Raw genomic sequence first — 22555 nt, 5'->3', positions numbered from 1 at the left:
AACTACCAAGACAGGCGCTTCTCACAGGTTGAAGGGTTCAGAAGGCACGAAAAGGAGGTAAGCTCGGTAGACGACAAGTCGATCGAGAGCTTCACAAAAAAACTACCAATTGAGATTCACCAATTGGTCAAGCATCCGTGATACTGCCAAGTTAACCAATGTGTCGACAAGACCAGTTATTCGAGTGGCGAAAAAATCTAAGCTGTCTGCGTTTCGTTGAGAAGGTCAGTTTTACTTACACTATAAATTGCGCGTTCGTTGTTCATTCTTGGCTAGAATAACGTCGAATCTGCGTACTTCAGTTGTCATATGGTCAACTATAAATAGCAAAATTTGCTGCATTTCCAATAAGATCCAAGGAGTGAAGTTCGAATGGTGATGCGAGTATTGCTTAGAGTATTAGCTTTATAAAGTGTTTTTATTTAGATATTTAATATGAAGTCAATCTCATATTAAGCAATATAAATATTATTTGATTCTGCGCACATTGATGGGTGGGTAATATGTAATCATGCTCATAATGTAGGCAGGTCGATAATGTGATGGGTTTAATCATTGGAAGTGGGCTAGCGCTTGCTTATCAAAGTGCACACTATGCGCTTTGGTTTGTACTGACAGCCTGGTGCGCTCTCATACTCGCAAACCATCATTGCACCTCATTATGGGGGCGTCTTAAGTTGTGGTTTACCGCAGGGGTTAGCTTTTACGGTACGTCCTTATGGTGGGTAAGAGGCTACCTCCGTAGTGAATACACAGAAGCGACTTGGATACAGTATGGATTGTGGCCTTTCTTAATTTCTATATTGGCGGTGAGTTTCCTACTGCCTCCATTAATCACCCATCTCCTGTCGGCCAAGCGAACGCTTTTTGTCCTCCCTTTCGTTCTGGCCTTGCTTGATATGGCAAGAGAGCATACAGACTTTTCCTTCGCATGGCTCAACCCTGGGCTGCTTCTGTTGGATGTTGGGTTCTCAGGTTGGCTCAGCACCATTGGCACCTTTGGCGGCGCTTTTCTGGTTTACAGCATCGCTAGTCTTAGTGCTTTTGCAATCATGCGATTACAGCAATCTGATATTATTCTGCTTCTTATCCCTCCTGTTGTGTCATTCACTCTGTGGGTGGGAAACTCATTGTTGACGGCTTCAGGCACAGAGTCTGAGACGATATCAGTGCGCCTCATTCACGGCGACTTTTCCGATGAAGAGAAGCGCTCTAAAGGGCGAGTAATTGCTCGAGTGGAGCAGTTTACGGCCTTATCACTGGGCACTGACGCACCATCGTTGGTGATTTGGCCAGAGTCGACGTTGTCGGTTGCCTACCAAGATGTAGATAAGTGGATAGCGCCATCTTTTGAAACACTCTCAAGTTCGGGTACAACAGCACTCTACGGCGGTCTGTATCGAAATGGCCAGCATCTTCACAATGTCATTTTTCAAAGCCGCGATGCAAAACCTATCTATTATAAGCGATATCCAGTGCCTTTTGGCGAAGCTCGTCCACCATGGTTTCGCCAACTCCTTCAATCCGTCCCGTTATCTCGAGGCCAAGACGTAGTGTCAGGGTTTAACTCATCGGCTCTCTTCTCTATTGGGGACAGCGCAATCGCCCTTGCGATATGTTATGACGCCTTTCAGTCCGATGTGTTTTTACGTTCCTTACGCGATAAACCAAGCGGTGTTTTGGTGCTGCTTGGTGATGTGGCTTGGACACATGCCCTATGGGTAAAACGATTTTTACTGAGGCTTGCCCAAGTACGCGCAGCCGAAATGGGTAAACCTCTCCTTTATTCCACGAATCAGGGGTTTACGGCATTCATTGATTCTCAAGGACGAGTGGTCGCGAACAAGACGCCTAAGGCGCACACTGCTTCACTCGATGTTGATGTTCCTATTTCGTTATCTCAGACGAGATACACCACTTGGGGTAGCGAATGGTTAGGGTGGCTTTTCCTTGGCGTCATCATGATGACGCTATTGGTCCCTCGCCAATGTTTTGCGCAAACGCGCTTTATTTTTAAATCAGAATGAAGGAAATCAATTATGAACCCTCGTTGGTTAGGTGCTGGCATCGGACTCGGTGTGGCCCTCGTCGTGGGAGTGGGGCTTTTTCAAGACTCTACTCCGCTATCACAACAAAGAATTGGCAAACCGGTTAATACGGCCTCTTCTCATATGTCACAGCCACCACTTGATTGGCATGATACGCCAAATAACGACAATTCTCAGGCTCAAACTCAGCGTTATGACTCTGAGAACGAGCGTCGACAAGCGTTGGCCATCGCAGAGCTAAATGCCTTTAATGATGACATTGCACAAAGCCTTGCTGAGCTCAATAGAGAAACTCAGGAAGCGTTGTCACAAGGTGAGTCACCTTCACTGATGTTGGCCAGAGCCAGCCAAATTCTAACCGACTTGGAAGAAGAAGGTGTCCTATTGGCGTACGACCCAACGTTGCAAATCCCAGAAAAACGCAGTGACGCACAAGTGGCATTAGAGCAAAAGGTGGAGCGTATCGAGACCAACTTAATTGACATTGAGCAGCGGTTTGACCGCCTAAGTCAATAAGGAGGATGCCATGAAAGGATTATTGCTAGGAATGGCTTTAACTGGGCTTGGCACACCGGCAATGGTGTTAGGCGATGCCGTTGGTGAGCTCACTGGCGAGGCCAGCGCGACTCAAGGGCGAGCCAGTTATCAGATGCACTTTCCTGTCCCAGAAGGCGTGAATGATATGACGCCACATTTGGGGCTTCGCTACACCCAAGGCTCTGGAAATGGACCGCTTGGACTCGGTGTACAGCTCACTGGACTGTCGAGCATCACCCGCTGTGCACAAACCCAAAAAGACGATGGGCAACAAGGTGGAGTGCATCTCGATAATACGGATGTCTATTGCTTGGATGGTGAACGGCTGTTCCTGACTTCTGGACAACGTGGTCGTGCGGGAAGTGAATATCGGCTGTCGACGACCCCACAAACCAAAGTTGTCGCAGTGGGCAGTGAATCGTCTGGGCCGTCTTCTTGGCGAGTCTATTCGGCCGATGGGCTTGTCTCTGATTATGGCGAACAAACGAGTGCTCGCACACAAGCCCAAGGTCATACTCTAGAGTGGAAACTCTCCAAGCAATCGGACCGCTTTACTAACGCGATCACGTACCGCTATCGTCAAGACCAAGGTTTTACTTATCTGGAGTCGATTCGTTATGCCGATGTCGCTATCGAGATGGACTATGATACTCGCCCTGACGTCCTGACATCCTATCAGTTTGGTCACTCTCGAACTTTAGCCCAAAAACTCAATACCATCCGTATTGAGCGTAAGGGTCAATCGGTTCGCTCCATACCGCTTCGTTATGAGACTATCGACTCTGCCGCGCAACCTTATACCAGGCTTGTTTCGGTGAAAACCTGTGGAAGTGATGGCGATTGTTTACCGACTCACAGTTTTGAGTGGGAGAGCAACCCGTATGCGCATGTCGAGCCGCTGCAAAGCACACTGGTTAGCAACACCGATTTTAAAGGATTCATTGCCGGAGATATCAATCAAAATGGTCGTCAAGATATGTGTTATCTCGACAATGGACTATGGTGTAAAGAAAACACCGGCCCGGGGCAATTTGGCGCAGCTAGGTTATGGAGCTCAGACTTCCAAGGGAGTGAGTGGAGTGAGCCTCAGCATCATGCGTCGCTCTCTTTCATCGACATCAACAATAGTGGCCGTTTGGATGTGTGCGCTTTTAATGAACAAGGCTTCTTCTGCGCACTAAACCAAAACAATCAACGTTTTGAGCCTGGACGTTATTGGAGCAGGAATTTCACCATTGATGAGGCGGTGCGCCTTTTGGATGTCAACAAAGATGGGCTACCGGACGTGTGCCGCATTGAAGCGTCACAAGTGGTTTGCGCGAGAAATACCAGTAACGGTCTCTCAAATGAATCTACGCTGATCACTCAAGGCTTTCCTTTAGAAAAAACTTACAAACCTCGGTCACCCTACACGAAATATGAACCCGTTAACCTTCCTTCCCCTCAATTTGTGGACATCAATGGCAATGGGTTTGTCGACCTGTGTGGCATGAAGCTAGATGGGGCATGGTATTGTGCACAAGGCACAGGAATGTCGAACGGCCTACTGGCGTTCGGTTCGGCCGTGAGATGGGCGAGTGGTCTCCCTGTGGGGCTTATTAACACGGCCAGTACCTCTCCCAGTCAATCGCAGTATGATCATGATGTCGACCAAGTGGAGCTGCTTGCTCGCACTTTCACACTAAGTGATCTCAATAGTGATGGCCTACCAGAACTCTGTTATCGACACGGCAATCGTTATGTGTGTCATCAGAATACCGGTACTACATTACAGACCGCCACAGAGCGCGCAACTCTCGATGAGAATGACTGGGCCAACAGTGTGGATGGTCGCATTTTAGAAACCTCTGTCACCTGGCATGATCGTAACCTCGATGGTTTAGCTGACATGTGTTACATCCTGGGTGAGCGGTTGATGTGCGCGTATGGCAACGGGACGACTTTCTCAGAGCCGGAGGTTGTTGCCAATATTCACCCTGATTTAGAGTTTATTACAGAAAGCAGCGCTCACGGTAACTGGGTGCGTCGATTCTTTGGTCTCACCATGACGGTTCGCTCCACTGCGGTGAATCATGCCTATGGTCCCTTTAAAGCCGGAGTTGATGCCAATGGTGATGGTTTAACTGGCGATTGCTACCGCTCCATGGACGGTCTAGCGTGTTTGTCGTATGAGTACGAACCTTTAGCAAAACTGAAATCCGTCACATCGGGTCTTGGTGTCACTACCACATTTAAGTACGGCATGACGGGTGATGTTACGGTATTTACGCCTCGAAGCTCGAAAGCCGATCGCGTGGGCCTTGCACCTAACCGAACAGTGGTGAGCCATATCACTCAAGACGATGGGCTGGGTGGCATTAACAGCACAAGCTATCACTACTCTGGTTATTACGCTGATATCGATGATGGTATTTTAGGTTTTGGGGCCATTAGTTCTGATGATGGACGTCAAACAACGCTGACGACGTTTGATTTTCATGAGGACAAGACGCCGTTTATATCGAGCATCGCTATCACAACGAGTCAGCAACGTACCTCCTACACGCACTATCAATACCAAACTCTACCATCACCCATATCAGGAAAAACATGGCCAGTGCTGCGTGAGCAGCAAAACACAACCTGGGATTTGAATGGCAATCTGCTCACACAAACCACAACCTCGTATCAAGGGTATGATGCTTATGGGTACCCAAGTGATACAACAGTGGTGACACGAGGCAGTAGTGGCCCCGAGTTTCAAGAGCAGACCGCCACCACGTATCAGCACGATGCAGTGCGCTGGCTTATCGGCAAGCCGACAAGCATCGTGGTCACTAAGTCTAATGGCAGTGACACACAATCCCGGCGCAGTGAGTTCCACTACGATACACAAACTGGCGCGCTCATTGAGCAAATCAAAGCCCCTGACCATGCTTTGGCGCTTACCCAAGCGTTTACCTACAATGCTAATGGCTTTCGTACCAGTGAACGTGTATCAGGCAGTGGCGAGTCACGCTCAAGTCAAACTCGATATGATGCCTTTGGCCGCGTAACGAAGCACACCAATGCATTAGGCCACAGTGTGACCACTGAATACGACGTACGGTGTGCACTGCCCTCAAGAATCACGGATGCCAACGGCTTAAGTGCCACCTTTGAGTACGATGCATTTTGTCGTGAAGCCAAGCGCACGGATGCGAATGGGCAGTGGGTAAAGACGGCTTACCATTGGAGTGATGGCGCCGATGCTGGCTTAGACCAATTTAACATGGTGCTTGGTGACCGAAGTGTGTTTATGGTGACCACAGAGACTTCTCAGGGGGCCAAAGGCGTGACCTACTTTGATCGATTTGGTCGAGAGGTTCGCACCAAGCAGCTTAATGCCAACAATAAATGGGTGATGGTCGACATCGCTTACGATAAGTGGGGGCAACGCATTGGTGAAACCGTTCCTTACTTTGAGGGACTGTTTGCCGGAGATGCGACCTACTGGAGGCGTAGCGAGTTTGACGTTTTGGGACGCGTAACCTTGCAACGTAAACCGACTGAAGATGGACAAATGCTGGACGCCACAACCCATTTCTCAGGGCTCACGGTGACGACCACCTTGCCAGGGGGTAGTGATAAAGTCGACACAATGAACGCGAAGGGGCAAACGGTGAGCGTCCAAGAAAATGGCACCTCGACACTGTATTACTATTATGATGCCCAAGGGCAGCTCATTAGCACGGATGCAAACGGCCTTATCACCACACTGGCGTACGATGAACTGGGGAACAAAATACAGCTCAACGACCCTGCAACGGGTAATTGGACATACGGATACAATGCATTTGGTGAACTTATCTGGCAACAAGACGCCAAAGGCCAAAAAGTCCACTTTGAGTACGATAAGCTAGGTCGAAAAGTGGCAGAAGTCCGCCCTGAGGGGCGTACTGAGTGGGCGTATGACACACAAAGTAAAGGACAGCTGGATAACACCAACAACCCAAACAGTCAGCGCCGTTATACCTATGATAGTCAAGGCCGTAAAACGTCCATGACCTTAACGCTCGATAGTAAAGATTACCTCACCCAATATCATTACGATAATCAGGGTCGTCTTGACCGTGTGACCTACCCATCAGGGCTTAATATCGACCGACGTTATGATATTAATGGAGCATTGAAACGGCTCAGTATTCCTTACTCCGATATTTGGGATGCGCAGTACATTCAGTTAGAGGAAGCGCTTCAGGCTACCGCTGAGCGTATCATTGAGCTTGAAGTGAAAGCGCATGAGCTTGAGCAAAGTGCGCTCTTCTACATTGAAGAGTCTGAGCGCTTGCGACAAGCCTCGATGCAATTGTTGTCACAGTACTCCGGTTATCAAGCGCAAGCAAACGCACTCAGCAGCGAAGCGAGTGGTCTATTTCATGCGGCGCATGTGAATGCTGTTCAAGCCCAACATTACCGAAATAAAGCTAACGCGTATTGGCACCGGTTTGGTAATACAGTTTTCACCCACTACAAGACTGAAAATGGGTACGCATACTATAAGTTCAGTCGTTGCACTAACAAGAACTGGAAAGGCAATTGCACCAGTTGGGAAAATAAAGTGGATAGAATCCCAGCTTGGATGGTACATCAAAACTTCTGTGTTCCACCGGGTGGTAAATTAGGCGGATTCTGCTATTCAGGTCCTAGCTCGTCAATTAACTTTACACAAGTCTACAATCAGTGGGCGGCACACTACCAAGCGATTGCTAATAACTACTCCGCGCAAGCGCATCAAAAGCAGTCGCAGGCCAATCATTACCAGCACCACGCAAATCAAGCGAAAGCTCAGGCAGATAAACTGTTGGCACAAGCTAACCACTATGCGTCGTTAGCTCGAAGCCAAACCGACACACTGGCTGCCATGACCGCTGAACTCGAAGACTTGGTGGAAGCGGAGAAAGCGATTCAAACCGCGCTCGATGCAAGGTTGGACGATGAAACCGACGAAATAGTATGGCTGGCGACCAGTCGCGATGTGTTCGGACGAGTATCAGGTGAGCTCTTCGGTAACGGCCTTTTGACTCGTAGAGAGCTTGACCGTGCACGTGGCACCATCAAACGCATTACTACAGGTATGGGTAATCAATACCTTCGCGACCTCCGTTATACTTTTGATGCGCGCAATAACGTGATTGAGAAGATCAGTGAGGTTCGTCGTCAAGAAGAGCGTTACCAATACGATGAGTTCGACCGTCTGATAGGTTGGCAGTACAGCGATAATGACACTGCCAGTTATGTCACTCGAGATTATCGCTATGATGTCTATGGCAACCTGACTTACAAGTCATCACAAGGCCAGTTTGATGTAAAAGAGAATGGTCAGCTTAACGGTGGTTATATGTATGATGCCAACGGCAATATGACCACTGGACGCGGTCGAACCTTATCCTGGAACTCGTTTAATAAAGCGGCCCGTGTTAACGATAATGGTTTGGTGACACTCTACGAGTACGGCAGTGAGAAAGAGCAAATCAAACGCACCACCCATGGTATCACCACCTATGTGATAAGCCCGGAGTATGAGTTGGACGTGAGTACAGACGCCAGTGGTATTAAAACCACCACCATGCGTCATCGCTTGTTCGCCGATGGTGTCGCCGTCGCTGAACACATCAAAACGCTCAAAGGCAGTGAAAAGCAAATTGATCGTACTGCGTATTTGCATCGTGATGCGCTAGGCAGTGCTGATCTTATCACTGACTCCAATGGTCAAGTTCAGCTAGAACGTGGGTATACGCCGTTTGGTGAATTAATTGCAGCGGCTGAGCTTGACGCTAATCCACTCTTTACCAATGCTGAGATGCGCGGGTTTACGGGACACCAGAGTGTGGGAGGTCAAAGTACTCTCATCAACATGAATGCCCGTTTGTATGATCCAGTGATCGGGCGCTTCTTGAGCGCCGATAGCATGGTGCCAGCCCCAGGATTATCACAAAGCTACAACCGTTACGCCTATGTGTTAAACAATCCAGTGAAATACAACGACCCTACCGGCCATTACTGGCAATTTGTGGTAGGCGCAGCTATTGCACTGTTTGCGTCGATGTTTGACAACCCCATGATATGAACAGTGGGTATGGTTATTGGGTCGATTATGATGGGCTTTGGGGCTGGAGAAATATTCTCTGGTATGGCGAGCATGGAAGCGGCCATGGCCAGTGGTGCAACGGTGTCCTTTACCTCTAATGTGATTGCTACCGGGGATATGGGGTCCGCCCTTCAAGCTGGTGTGTTAGGCGGTTTTTCTGCCTTGGCGACCTGGCAAGTGGGCCATGGTATAGGTAAGGACTGGGGTACGGGGACTCAAGCGTTAGGTCATGGTGTGGTTCAAGGTGGTTTCAATGAACTGCGAGGTGGCACCTTTCGTCAGGGCTTTATCAGTGGCACCATAGGTAAACTGGGTGGTTCGGTGGTTCATGAGAACTTCCAACAAACCCAAATCGCTCAAGTAGGTGGCATCGTTGCGGTGTCAGGGATTGCAGCTGTGGCCAGTGGGGCGAGTAGTCGTGATGCAATACTGGGTTCTGCTATAAGTGTTATCACAGTGTACCTATACAATGATATCGCTCGTATGAAAGAAATGAATAGGCGCTCCGGACCAACAACTTTAAGGGAAATTAGAGGGGGAATTTCAAATATCAGTAACACTACAGATGGTATAGCTACGGCTTGTCTTATGGTAGCAAATATACCTTGTGCTACAGTGTTTGGTGCAACGTCGTTAGTCTCATCGGGCACTGCATTGCTCATAGATGTAGAACTTGATGATGCGAATTTGGTCGAGGGTGTGAGTTACATGAATAGTGTGGTTTCCGGGGTACTTTTGCCTAAATATGCAGTCGAAGCGTTACCTAATAAGTTTGAATTACCAACTCTAATAATCATGGATTCTTATGGTAAGTTTACAGGATTTATGTTCTCTGAAGCGGCAAACAATTATGAGGGAACTAATGATTAAAGTTAAGGCGATATACCAGAAAGCAGCTTTACAAGCAGTAAGCGTAATGTCTATCCCATTTGGGATCCTATATTACGAAAAAAGAGAATTGTACTTATTGATAATTGCAGTGCTTTTATCAATAGGATTATTTCAGGCGCATGTATTAAGTTTGGCTAAAAGAAATTTAGTTTATCTAGGCCGATTAATCTCAATCTTGATTGTGACGTTTATTTTTGGATGGATGGTATCTCCTTCTGTCGTAGCGATACCATCCAGTTTAATGATGGGGTGGCTATCATGGAATGGATTAAAAGAGTTAGAAGCTAATAATTGATTTAGAAAAACTCCGGTACAATTAAAATACATTAGCACCGATGCTCAAAAACTACAGTTAGAGATAAAGGAGCCAAATCATCTATTTTGGCTCTATTTCAAGGAAGTTAAATGAAAACTATCATTGTTTTGATAACCGCCACCTTTGCTCTGTTCGGTTGAGGTGGTGGGGATAGTGTTGGCATTACATCGCCAACACTTAGACTTGAAAGCTTACTGGTAGGTAACATCAAAGAAGTCGAAACGATTTAGAACCACTGAACTAAACCGTTTCTATCAGGTTAGAAAAACTATTATCTCGTATCGTGAGCTTATCTAAAGATTAACGAAAACTTGGGATAATCGCTGGTATCCCTGGTAGAAGACCAACCAACGCCATCACACTACTTAGTACTATAAACATAACTCCAGGCAATACCCATCTGCTCATTTTACTCAGCTCACCGCTACGTTCTTTACAACCGACTAAGCCTAAGTTATCTAACAACATAGTGAGAGACCAGCCAAACGCTGGGTTAACTAGTGCGGAAGAAAAGACAACGATAGCCGCTGATTGTGTGGTTTTCCCTTCGCGCGTCATTTCCATTCCTGCTTCTAGCAATGGAACAAATACTCCAACAACTAACGCAACACAAAGTACAGGTTGCCATATAGCTAAGTCCATAGGGTAGCCCCAAACAGCCGCTATGATACAGAACAGTGCTGTCAGCAAGGCGCCGGCAGGAATAGGGCGTTTAGCTATAGCGGCTGGCACGATATAAGTGCCCCATGAAGAAGTAAAATTTGTACCACCAAGCAGAGAGCCGAATGTTTGACGAATTGAAGCCGTAGTCATTGTATCGTCAATGTTCATATGTACTTTTTCTGTACGTTCTGGATAGCTGATTTTTTGAAACACTTGATGCCCTAAAAAATCTGGCGACCACATGGCCACTGCTAAAATAGCAAAGGGCAGTACCACCATGAAATGTTCAATTGTGGGTAAGCCGAGCATCCAGCCAGTATTCTCTCCCCACCAATACATAGGGTTCATATTGGGTAACCCAGGCTCGGTTTGAAAAGAAAACGGAGCGCCCATGGCAAAAGCTAACGAACCACCTAACAAGCAACTAAGAGGAACGGCTAGCCAACGCTTGCGAAAATGTTCCAACAAAGCATACAAAATAATAGTGCAAAAGATCACGACAAATGCAATATGACTCATGCCTATTCCCTCAGCCCAAGCGAACAGTTTTTTAACTTGAGAAACGGTTCCAACAAAGCCAAGGTAGAGTAATAGACCACCACAAACGCCTTTACTAGTGAGACTTGCTAGCATGCTGCCGCCTTTACTGATGGCTAAGATTAAGCCAAAAGCGCCAATCAGCAACCCAAAAGCCATGGGATGCCCGCCTGCTGCGACGACAATAGGAATTAAAGGGATTAGTGGACCGTGTGTGCCTGCGAGATTAGCAGTCGGTAATAAGAATCCTGAGAAAAGAATAATGAAAACAGATGCAATGAGTAATTCATAACGAACATTTTCCAAAACAAAGCCTTCATTTAGCCCAAGCGCTCCGGCAAAGGTGGCTGCAATGGCGCCCACCATAACCACTTTACCAATGGTCGCCGCCATAGCTGGGATGGTATCTTCGAGCTCAAATCGATAATCCTTAAACGGCAGATTGGCACGCCAGCGTTTGGGTGCCATGATTTGTAATTCATGCTCTAAATATTGTTCTCGGCTATCAAACTTCGATCTTGGTTTATGCTGTTGTTCATAAGTTAGTTCATCCTCGTTGACCTGAGGCTTATCTGTTCGTATGTGCACGGACTCTATAGTACTGCTCATTTTGATTCCTTTCGCTCACACTCTAAGGTGTGTTTTCCAACCAACGTTATTTATTCACTGTACGAAGACTACGCGAGTAGTTGTCTATATATCTTCTGCGACAAAGACTCGAGGACTCTTTTTATGACGCCTGAAAATCAGTTGTTAGTACCTTATACCAATCGAAAAAAAACAAATAGTCTCAGACAGTTAGACATTAGTCGTAGAGTGCGGCTGCCAGTATTAGTTTTGTTGCGGAGTTTTATGGAACTGAATCAGGAAATTACGAACTGGCTGATTACATTAGGTAAGCACCGTAATTCCATGCCGAAATCTTGCTTAAAAACTAACTGAGGTGGAGCATATGGTTCAGCGGGGGCTTGTAGTTAGATTCCTGCCTCTGCAGGAATGACTTAACCCTAAAGAAGTTGTGTAGCTGCGTTCTTAAGGGAACACAGGTTTTGGTATGAACATTGAGCTCGAAATAGGACAAGAGATTTACAGAAATCTTATGCCCTACTTGAAGCGTTTCGAGTGACTTCGAAGGAGTATGAGTTTGTTGTAGATTCCCTACACATTAAAAGACATTCGTAAAACTCTTAACAGGCATTTGTTGAGACACAACAAGCACTTTGCCATCGGTATAATAATCGTGACTGTCGTTTTTTGCTGTCACAGTAGCAAGCTTAAGATTCTCAGCATTCCACTGAGCGTTTAGTCGAAATACATTCTGCTTGAGCTTGTCACGCTCGGAGTCGACGTCAGGAGCCACGCTGTGCAAGATGGTGATAATACCGCCATATGGTGTGATTGTTAGGCCGTTATCATAGCTAAGTGCTCCTACCCATACAGTTTCTCTGGTTTGCTTGTCTATACCTGCATTCCACCATCGAATATGCGAGCGTTTAGTTAGCGTTCCCGGTAATTGAAACGCAAGGTCTTGTGGCTGCCCGTTCCACATCAAATCGGAGACCGGTGGTGTTTTAGTTTTCAGCAAATTGACGTAGTCGGAGAATTCAAGTTCGCTGCGAGAGAATGTTTTATTTTCAATCCACCCTAGCTGCTTCATTAGGTTCTTGGGAGTTTCACCCAAATAGAGCACGTTTACTGCTTGAGCTGAGTAAATCGACGATTGCCCCGCGAAAACCTTAAAGTTGAGTCCTTTGACATCAACCACTTTATTTTGAGTGTCGGTAGTGGTGGTGAGGACGGTATCGTCGCTGAACCAAAAAAAGTGCGAGTAGTTGAGTGCTAACATGCCTACTAGCAAAAAGCTGCTCGCTTTCAGCCAAGCATAACGCCACTGCTTTTTAAGACCAAAATAGAATAGAGCTAAGGACGCTAAACTTAGTCCTAACGTGTATTTGTGTTCTGAGATGAAGGTCGCCATCTCACCTAACACTGGCACATTGTCCACACCAGCGGCTAACAGGTAGCCCCAAACAACAAATTGCCCCACACCCAACAATAAACCTATCAAGGCATACAGAGAAAATTTACGCCAACGAATATGGTTGGTCCCTGCCATAAATGGCACAACCCAAGCGATAGGGCCTAGTAGCCTTGCAAAGGCAATCACCCAGAATGAATTGCGGTTCATAAGAAGGCGACATCGAGCTAGCGGTCTGCGTATTTTTGGTTGCCAGCGAAGGAGCTTCTTTTGTGCGCTAAAACCGTAATGACGACCAATGAAGAAGCTCAGTTGATCACCGAGTAAGCCGCCAATTAGTACCGCGATAACAGCGAGATATCCACCGCTATAAAGTTGATATCCCGCGGCAATCATAAAGGGTTCTCCCGGAACCACGAGGTTAGGGCCAATGACTGCGTCAAAGAAAGAGCCGAGAAACAGTCCCAATGTCTCAAACATAACGATTCCTTACGTCCTTAGTTTTTGTCGTTTTGATTGGATTTGTATGATTGGTTACTGCTGTTGGTAGTGACCGAACTTGTATTCCATCTCGTTGTTGCGCATTTCGCCAAAGAAAAATCGGCGAACATTGGCTTTGAAATAAGTGAATCCCATTTTGAAGAAGCCATCTTGCTCAAGGCGGCGTGGGTCAAACTGGAAACTCAGCGGTAAGAATCTAAAGCGCCATGTCTTAGCGGCTTTTTTGACGTAGTTACAGTCTTCGCATAGCACGATACTTTCATCAAATCCGCCAATTTCCTCATGAGCACGTTTGGTAGAGAAAATACATGCACCCACGGCGGTTGGGAAAAAGAACTGTGTGGTAAATAACCCTGCATTGAAGAGTCCGTAACCTGCTTTGTAGGCGGGAGCAAGCTTACGCGAACCCATATAAATGCCCGCAACTTCAAGCTTCTCTTCTTCAAGCTTGGTCATTGCTTTCTCTATAAAGTCTTTGTCTAAGCGGACATCAGCATCTAAGAATAATAGTCGTTCATGTTTGGCTAACTTAGCGCCGGTATTGCGTCCTAAGCTGACACCACGTGTTTCCATTGTGTGAACAGTCAGTTCAGGAAGGGCTGGACGATATTTTTCGGCCACTTCACAAGTGCGGTCATCACTGTTGGAGTCAACGACAATCACCTCGAAGTTTTGGTAGGTTTGACAGCTTAAGTCACTGAGTAGACGAGCGATTCTTTTCTCTTCGTTAAGAGTGATAATAACAATGCTTAGTGGTTTCATAATCCAGTCCCTTTGTTCATCAGGTGTTTGTTGATGATTGGATTATGAAGTGGCTGTGCTTAACCTTTGATGAGAAGGCAATTCATATTCGGTTAATTTTCAGAGGAATAGTTGGAATTTTCCTGTTATCTGTCCTTTTTTTCTTTTTTATGTTTCGTTTGGGTTCGTTGTAAAAAATGGAAGAACTCATAAAAAAGGGCTTTTATAAGACCTAAGGAAGTGAGAGAGATTTTACCTCATCCAACACCCATGGGTTTGCTATCGCCCCTTTGTTTTTCACGTGCTGCCCATGAAGTGTTTGTTTCACCGCTAACTCCACCAATTTGCCTGATTTGGTGCGTGGTACTTCACTAATGGTATAAATTTCAGAAGGAACATGGCGAGGGGAGCAATGTGCTTTTAAACGTTGTTTAATCTGTTGTTTAAGGTTGTCGTCTAATGTCTCAGTATCTTTGAGTTGCACAAACAACACCACGGTTTCGTTCCCATCTCGGTTTCTACCAACGGCAATTGAATCGATCACCTGCGCAAGTTGATTCACTTGCTGATAGATTTCAGCTGTGCCGATCCTTACGCCCCCTGGATTAAGAGTAGCGTCACTTCGACCAAAAAAGGTCATACCGCCAGTAGGACTTTGCATTACATCGTCGCCATGATTCCAAGCACCTGGGAATTCAGCCCAATACGCATTGTGATAGCGTTCGCCCTTATCGCTCCAAAAACCGATAGGCTGATTGGGAAAACTGTTGCGACATACCAGTTCTCCACGCTGTTCAATTACGCTCTTACCTTGTTCATTGAATACTTTTACATCCAGCCCTAGTCCCGGTGCTTGGCATTCTCCTCTGTAGACTGGGGACACAGGGTTACCCAAGACAAAACAGCCACAAATATCGGTTCCCCCTGATATAGAAGCCAGATGCAAGTCTGGTTTTATCGCGTCATAGACGAAATCAAACTGTTGCGGATAAAGTACGGAGCCTGTTGAACACAGCGTTTTGAGTCGTGGTAAAGCGAAGTGTTCGTTGGGTTGATAATGGAGCTTTTGTAAAGTCTCGAGGTACTTTGCAGATGTACCAAACAGAGTGACCTCAGCTTTATGAGCGAGTTGCCAAAGGGTGTTTACTTTGGGATAGACAGGGCTGCCATCAAATATCACCAATGTTGCCCCCGATGCCAAGGCAGAGACTTGCCAGTTCCACATCATCCAACCACAAGTGGTGTAATAGAACACGCGGTCTTGGGGCTTGATATCACAATGGAGTTGATGCTCTTTCAAGTGGTTGATAGTAGTACCACCGACAGAATGCACAATACATTTGGGTTTGCCTGTTGTCCCCGAAGAGTAGAGAACGAACAAAGGTGCATTAAACTTAACGCGATGGAAGGTGACTGGCATAGGCGAAAAACGCTGTGCTAGGGAGTCCCAATCCACGGCATTTTCCATTTGGGCATCGTGCTGGTCAGAATAGCGAATCAGGCAAGCTTGGTTAATCGAAGGCAGAGCGTCGATAAGGCTTTGGTTTTTCTCAATCATTCCGAAAGCCTTGCCATTGAAATGGTAACCGTCGCAACAGAATAGGATTTTAGGTTCAACTTGCCCAAACCGTTCGATGACACTGTCCACGCCGAAATCGGGAGAGGTGGAAGTCCATATCGCACCTAAACTGGTTGCTGCGAGCATGGCGATAACTGTATGAGGAATATGTGGCAAATAGCCCGCTACGACATCGCCTTCAGCAATACCCAACTCAATAAGCCATTGTTGGACGATGGAGACCTGCTCAATTAACTGCTGCCAAGTAAGGTGAGACGACTGATGATTTTCGTTCTGAAAGTAAATAGCAAGTTCAGAAGGGTGAGCTTTGCCGTAAGCTAGGAGATTTTCGGCATAATTTAATGTCGCATTGGGGAACCAGAGCGTGTCTCTAGCGACGACAGGTTTGTCCCATTTTGGCGAACCTAACTGGCAACTCGGCGCATGCCTGTCTCCAACTACACCACAATAATCCCATACTTCATTCCAAAAGGACTCTGGCTGGCCGATGGACCACTGATGCAAATGAGCATAATCACTAAAGCTGAGCCCTTGTTGTTCCAGTACTTGCATAAAGGCTTTGAGATGAGAACCCTCGACTCGCTCGGGAGAAGGCGACCAGAGTGGGATGTGATCCATGTCGTTATTTGGCATGCGCTTCCTTTGTACTTAATGCGATGAATTGTGATTAAGTTTTGGTGCGAATCCTCAATACGTCAAATTGAGGGAGCTGAAAACAATATATTGATAAGTCGAAAGAATTCGTTCAAATGTAAATAAATTGTTACACCGCGATGCGCATTAGAGTCTGATTGAATTATTGTCAGCAAATTTCTCCGCACATAGGCTTAATGTAACAAAGTTGTTAATGGTGACGAGATGACTCAGTACGTATCAAAACCTGTGAACGAGCTCGGTTTTGTGGAGTGGAGCAGCGAGGAAGATCAGATATGGCATGACTTGGTTGTTCGACAGCTCGATTTGGTGAAAGAGAGAGCGTGTAAGGAGTATTTGCACGGCCTAGATTTGTTAGATCTACCCCTTGATCGTGTTCCGCAGCTACCTGAAATTAACCGAGTGCTACATAGAGAAACGGGGTGGCAAGTGGAACCAGTACCGGCGCTTATTGATTTTGACCGATTTTTCGCGTTATTGGCCGACCGCAAGTTTCCTATTGCGACGTTTTTGCGGTCGAGAGAAGAGTTTGACTACTTACAAGAGCCCGACTTCTTTCATGAGGTATTTGGTCATTGTGCCATGTTGACCAATCCGCAATTTGCCGAATTTACTCGAATCTACGGCAAGCTAGGCAGTGATGCTGACGCCAAACAGCGAGTATATTTGGCTCGACTGTACTGGTTTACCGTTGAGTTTGGTTTAGTGGAACAAAACGGTCTAACTAAAATTTACGGCGGTGGAATTCTTTCTTCACCGGGAGAAACTCTCTATGCGTTAGATGATGAACGAGCACTGCGCCAAGCTTTCGACTTGGATACCGTGTTAAGAACTCCGTACCGCATTGATATCATGCAGCCGACCTACTTTGTACTGGACGATATTGACCAACTATACCAACTACGATCGGGCGGTCTCACCGAATACGTTAATCGAGCGATGAACGCTGGATTGTTGCCACCACTATTTGAACCAAAGGATAAGACTCATGCTTAATGAACTGCGCTGTGAAGCGTGTAGTAGCGATGCACTGGCATTAACGAAGGAAGAACAGCAACAACTACTGACAGAACTGAACGGCTGGAGCATTATCGAGAGAGATGGGATTCCTCAGTTAGAAAAACAGTTTAGTTTTAAGAACTTTAAGTTGGCTTGGGCCTTTTCTAATAAGATTGCTGAGCTAGCAGAAGATGAGTTTCATCACCCTGCAATTCTTTTGGAGTGGGGGAAGGTAACCGTGACTTGGTGGAGCCACTCAATAAAAGGATTACACCAAAACGATTTTATCTGCGCGGCTAAATGTGATTCGCTGTCGCACTCATAATCCCATCGAATGAATCTAGTGTAGAAGGTATGTTGTGATGCATACCTTCTTGTTCTTATTGCTGCTCTTCACACAAACACAGAAAAAGATGAGGTTTCCTTACAGTTTCTCTAGCTGAAATTACGTACAATAATCAAAGCAGAAGAATATAAATCAAGGGAAGCTATGTTCAAGCGCAGTATTAAATGGATTCTACCATTCGCGATTTTAGGTGTGGCCGCTGGTGGCTTTATGCTAGTGGAGCAAACGGCTCCAGAAATTGAAGACCAAAAACAAGTCGATACCGTCCCAAGAGTTAAAACCCAAATCCTAAAAGCCGAAAATCATCAGGTGCAAATCTCAAGTTTTGGTGAGGTAGTGCCACTTGAGCGCACTGCGTTATCAACACAAGTTTCCGGTGAAGTTACCAGTTGGCATCCGAACTTTGTGGCAGGCGGCGTGGTAAAACGCGGCGAAATTCTTTTCACCATCGAAAAAGATAACTATCAAGCAGCGGTGCTGCAAGCCCAAGCACAACTCGCGCAGGCGCAAGCGGCCTTAATTGAAGAGCGTGCTAAGGCGAAAGTTGCCGAAAGACAGGCAAAGAAAATCAAAGATACCCAAGTCTCGGACCTCTATCTGCGTATTCCTCAAGTGCTAAGCGCTGAGGCCAGCGTTAAATCGGCGCAGGCTGCATTGCGCAGAGCCAATCGTGATCTTGCCAACTGTGAAGTTGAAGCGCCTTATGATGCGTTGGTGGTCTCCAGAAGCATCGGTGTTGGTCAGTACATTACTTCAGGCGCACAAGTTGCAGAGCTGAATAACATTGAATCAGCAGAGGTGATGGTACCCATTGCAGGCTTCGATGCGCCTTTCTTACCTGACAATATTGTAGGAGTGAAAGCCGACGTCATTTCTAAAGGTCGCACTAACTCGGTTCGAGATGGTGTGATTATGCGAGATCTAGGAGTGGTAGACAGTGCTACGCGTATGGCAAACCTAGTGATTCGAATCAAGGACCCTTATGCGCTGACAACGGATGCCAAACCATTACCTTTTGGTTCATATGTTGAAGTGGTCTTCAACGGTAAACAGATCCCAAACCTGTTTAAAGTGCCGCAAGAGTTGGTCACTGATGAGCGAGTCTGGGTTGTCGATCAAGAAGACAAGCTCGTCCCTAAAAGTGTCCATGTTTTGCGTGAAGAGCAGGCAAACTTCTTTATCGATTCTGGTGTGAAAACAGGCGATGAGCTGGTATTAACTGTGCCCGAGTTCCCGCAAATTGGAATGTCGGTGATTCGCTCGAATAGTAATTCAGAGGTATTGGTGAACCAAGGAGAAGCCAGTGAGTAAGTCCACTCAACGCGGCATTATCGCCCTTTTTGCCAATAACTCGGTAGCCGCCAACCTTTTGATGGCGTTTATCTTGATCATGGGAACCGTCAGCTACTTTCTGATTCAGCGCCAGATGTTCCCAAATTTTGAAATCAACTACATTAATGTGACAGCGTCTTACCCAGGGGTTTCTGCTCAGGAAATAGAAGAGACGATCCTAATCAAAGTGGAAGAGTCTCTGAAAGATGTCACCGAGATTAAAAAAGCGGTGACTGACGCTTATCGAGGTGGCGGTGCGGTAACTTTGGAAATTGATACCAAGGCAAACCTTATGGAAGTACTGGATAAGGTAAAGCAGCGAGTCGATGCCATAGCTAGTTTCCCCAAGGCGATGGAGCCGATTAAGGTCACGCAGATAGAGTTTAAGCAAGACGTTATTGGTATGGTGCTGTCAGGCAATACGTCGTTATCAGAGCTGAAAACCATTGCGAAGCAGGTAGAGAAAGAACTATTACAGCTTAATGACGTTTCTTTGGTTGAAGTCAGCTCTCCACCCGATGAAATCGGTATTGAAATTCACCCAGATGAGCTACGAACCTATGATCTAACGCTTGACGATGTAGTCGCGGCGATTCAAAAATACTCGGCAAATTTTTCCGCAGGACAAGTCAGGACTAGTACGGGTTTAGTGTCGATTCGAATTGAGAACCAGTACTACGATGGTTTTGAATTTCGGCAGATACCCGTCAAAGTTGGCGCCAATGGCTCCAAGGTCTTATTGGGTGATATTGCCAAAATAAAAGACGAGTTTACTGAAGGGCAACACTACTTTAAGTATTCAGGTGAGAACGGTATCTATTTGACGGTTAAGGCAACCAAAACCCAAAATATGGTGCCTGTGGCCGAGACGGTGAAGCGCTTTATTGACGCAAGAAATCAAACGTTACCTCACGGTATTCAACTCAACACTTTGATGGATATGACGTTCTACTTGAATGCTCGACTGGATATGATGCTTAAGAACCTGTTGCAAGGTGCGGTTCTGGTAGCGGTTTTGCTGACTATTTTCCTGCGATTCCGCTTAGCTATGTGGGTTATGGTTGGTTTACCGGTCTGTTTCTTAGGAGCGGTTATGCTGATGCCGCTGTTTGATGTCAGTATCAATATCATCACACTGTTCGCGTTTATTATGGTGCTCGGTATTGTGGTAGATGACGCCATCGTCATAGGAGAAAGTGTCTACACCGAGGTTGAAAAAGAAGGTGGAGGGGTCACTAATGTCGTGCGTGGCGCTCAGCGTGTCGCAACCCCTGCAACATTTGGGGTACTGACAACTATTGCTGTGTTTGTTCCGTTCTTATTCTCGACAGGACCAGAGAAGGCTTTTTTCTATGGTCTTTCTATCGTTGTTATTTTCTGTCTGATTTTCAGCTTGATAGAGTCGAAACTCATCCTGCCAGCGCATTTGGCTCATACCAAATTTACCCCAGTCAAAGAGAACAGTTATCGTGCCCGTTTCAATCGCTCATTTTTCCGCTTTGTTAATGGGCCATACAAGCGCACCGTGTCGTGGTGTGTGGAGTGGCGTTGGTCTGTGATGGCTGGCTTTATCGCAATTTTGGTTATCAGTGCGGCAATGCTGACGTCAGGGCATGTACGTATGATCCCTAGCCCTAAAGTTCCGTCTGACTTTCCAATGATCAAAATTGAGATGAACAGCAATGCGTCCGATGAACAAACGATTGATGCCTTACTCACTCTTGAAAAAGTGGTGAGTGAGGTCGACAAGGATATAGAGCAAGAGTACGGGCAGCCTGTTATTCGCGACATGATGACGATTAACACGAGTCGCACCGAAGGCATGATCATCCTTCCTCTTGTTGATGAAGACGTGCGTCCAGTTGATGCGTTTGAGCTGTCTCGTCGTTGGCGCGAAAAAATGCCGACGATTGTTGGTCTGAAATCCATTGTTATTAACGATAATGTGGCTGGTGGCGAAGAGGGCGACGAGTTTGGTTATTTGCTGTATGGCCCTGATATGGAAGTGCTGAATGCCGCTGGACGTGAGCTGATTTCAAAGCTTCAGCTCCAGACGGGGTTGTTTGATATCAGTTCTTCGATGGATACGGGCAGTCGCGAAGTACAACTTTCGCTGAAACCTGTGGCTTATGATCTCGGACTGGATCTCGCTAATGTAGCGTCGCAGGTTGGAGGCAGCTTTTATGGTGGAGAGGCGCAGCGAGTACTTCGGAATACTGAAGAAGTCAGGGTAATGGTTCGCTACCCTAAGTTGACCCGAGAAGCGTTCTCTTCACTGCGCTATGCCTTGATTAATACCCCATCAGGCAAAAAAGTGATGTTGGGCGATGTGGTTAATATCACCAGTAAGCCGGGCATCAACCAAATACGACGAGAGAATGGTTTTAGAACGGTTTATATCTATGGTTCTATTGACGAAGCGGTGATTGAACCCGATAGAGCAGTGAAGAATATTGAAAATAATGTGCTTCCGGAACTACGCGCTCAATTCCCTGAAGTGAAAACTGAGTTGGGTGGCACCATTGAGGAACAGCAAAAGCAAAAAGCAGAGCAGATAGTGTTCTTTATCGCAGGGATGATAACGGTTTACATTCTATTGGCTGTGCCATTAAAAAGTTATGCCCAGCCGTTTATCATTATGTCTGTTATTCCGTTTAGCCTAACAGGTGCGATATGGGGGCACTATTTCTATGGCCTTGATATGAGCATGATGTCCACATTTGGTTTGATTGCGGCGGCGGGGGTTGTGATTAATGACTCGTTAGTGATGACTGATTACGTCAACCAAATCAAAGCGCGGTGTGATTGTGCGAAGCAAGCCGTGGTTGAAGCTGGCTGTGCGAGGTTTAGGGCGATAACGCTGACCTCTATCACTACGTTCTTTGGGGTGTTGCCCATCATGTTCGAGACCAGTCTTCAGGCGGCGTTTGTTAAACCTATGGCCGTTGCTTTAGGCTTTGCTGTGATGTACGCCACCGTCGTAACTCTCATTGCCGTTCCGTGCTTATATGTGATTCTTGAGGATATAGGCAAAGCTTTTAGCAAACTGAAACGAGTGTACTTTCCAGTTAAAGATAATCAAAACACAACAGCAGTATGATTGTTGTGATGGTTTTCGATTTTAATTCATTGTAATCATTAAAACTAACCTTTCCCTTTGGTGCTGTATGCCAGAGGGAAAGGGTTGATGTTTCCTACCTTACTACTTCCTCTTTTCGATTGACCTATTCGATATTTATATACTAATCACTTTGATGTACTTCTACTCAGCGATTAAAGTTCGCTCTATCAACAGGTGACAAAACACGGTTTTGCTACCGTGAA

Annotated in this window: 13 protein-coding genes; 9 read left to right on the top strand and 4 right to left on the bottom strand. The window is 46.3% G+C overall.

The window, feature by feature from the left end:
- The first annotated feature begins 542 nt into the window (after window positions 1-542).
- Genes lnt through JKJ11_RS21610 form a run of 5 tightly spaced genes read left to right on the top strand, consistent with a single transcriptional unit; the run spans window position 543 to window position 9880 of the window.
- A complete protein-coding gene (gene lnt / locus JKJ11_RS21630) occupies window positions 543-2027 on the top strand; it encodes an apolipoprotein N-acyltransferase (RefSeq protein WP_252039160.1) in 1485 nt (494 codons plus the stop codon).
- Window positions 2028-2039: 12 nt separating this feature from the next.
- The gene (locus tag JKJ11_RS21625) at window positions 2040-2564 is read left to right on the top strand and encodes a DUF2613 domain-containing protein (protein WP_006070860.1); all 525 of its coding nucleotides are present in this window, start codon (window positions 2040-2042) and stop codon (window positions 2562-2564) included.
- A 10-nt stretch (window positions 2565-2574) separates the two neighbouring features.
- On the top strand, window positions 2575-8673 hold the full coding sequence (locus tag JKJ11_RS21620; protein ID WP_252039158.1) for an RHS repeat-associated core domain-containing protein: 6099 nt from the start codon (window positions 2575-2577) through the stop codon (window positions 8671-8673).
- A gap of 9 nt (window positions 8674-8682) precedes the next feature.
- Window positions 8683-9564: a hypothetical protein gene (locus JKJ11_RS21615; RefSeq protein ID WP_252039157.1), complete on the top strand. Its 882-nt coding sequence runs from the start codon at window positions 8683-8685 to the stop codon at window positions 9562-9564.
- Window positions 9557-9880, top strand: a complete 324-nt coding sequence (locus tag JKJ11_RS21610; RefSeq protein WP_198559165.1) for a hypothetical protein — start codon at window positions 9557-9559, stop codon at window positions 9878-9880. The genes JKJ11_RS21615 and JKJ11_RS21610 overlap by 8 nt, the downstream gene beginning before the upstream one ends.
- A 321-nt stretch (window positions 9881-10201) precedes the next feature.
- Here the strand turns inward: JKJ11_RS21610 and JKJ11_RS21605 are convergent, their stop codons facing one another.
- From JKJ11_RS21605 to JKJ11_RS21590, 4 genes are all read right to left on the bottom strand, one after another.
- On the bottom strand, window positions 10202-11710 hold the full coding sequence (locus tag JKJ11_RS21605) for a DUF3360 domain-containing protein (protein WP_252039156.1): 1509 nt from the start codon (window positions 11708-11710) through the stop codon (window positions 10202-10204).
- Between the two features lie 556 nt (window positions 11711-12266).
- On the bottom strand, window positions 12267-13559 hold the full coding sequence (locus tag JKJ11_RS21600; protein ID WP_252039155.1) for an LssY C-terminal domain-containing protein: 1293 nt from the start codon (window positions 13557-13559) through the stop codon (window positions 12267-12269).
- Between the two features lie 54 nt (window positions 13560-13613).
- Entirely contained in the window at window positions 13614-14342 is a 729-nt protein-coding gene (locus JKJ11_RS21595; protein ID WP_038227235.1) for a glycosyltransferase family 2 protein, read from the bottom strand.
- 211 nt (window positions 14343-14553) lie between these two features.
- Entirely contained in the window at window positions 14554-16533 is a 1980-nt protein-coding gene (locus JKJ11_RS21590; protein ID WP_252039154.1) for an acetoacetate--CoA ligase, read from the bottom strand.
- Window positions 16534-16758: 225 nt separating this feature from the next.
- Between JKJ11_RS21590 and phhA the strand changes: the two genes are divergently transcribed.
- The 4 genes from phhA to JKJ11_RS21570 all read left to right on the top strand — a co-directional run bounded on the left by phhA (window position 16759) and on the right by JKJ11_RS21570 (window position 22331).
- Window positions 16759-17550 (top strand): phenylalanine 4-monooxygenase, encoded by a 792-nt coding sequence (phhA, locus tag JKJ11_RS21585; RefSeq protein WP_252039153.1) that lies wholly within the window; start codon window positions 16759-16761, stop codon window positions 17548-17550.
- A complete protein-coding gene (locus JKJ11_RS21580; protein WP_006070894.1) occupies window positions 17543-17878 on the top strand; it encodes a 4a-hydroxytetrahydrobiopterin dehydratase in 336 nt (111 codons plus the stop codon). Before phhA ends, JKJ11_RS21580 begins: the two co-directional genes overlap by 8 nt.
- A gap of 165 nt (window positions 17879-18043) precedes the next feature.
- A complete protein-coding gene (locus JKJ11_RS21575) occupies window positions 18044-19210 on the top strand; it encodes an efflux RND transporter periplasmic adaptor subunit (protein WP_038227226.1) in 1167 nt (388 codons plus the stop codon).
- A complete protein-coding gene (locus JKJ11_RS21570) occupies window positions 19203-22331 on the top strand; it encodes an efflux RND transporter permease subunit (protein ID WP_198559161.1) in 3129 nt (1042 codons plus the stop codon). Before JKJ11_RS21575 ends, JKJ11_RS21570 begins: the two co-directional genes overlap by 8 nt.
- Window positions 22332-22555: the final 224 nt, after the last annotated feature.

This window comes from Vibrio sp. SCSIO 43133, from assembly GCF_023716845.1.
Lineage (GTDB): Bacteria > Pseudomonadota > Gammaproteobacteria > Enterobacterales > Vibrionaceae > Vibrio > Vibrio mediterranei.
Note: the sequence above shows the minus strand (reverse complement) of the source record. Positions and strands in the feature narration are given on the sequence as shown.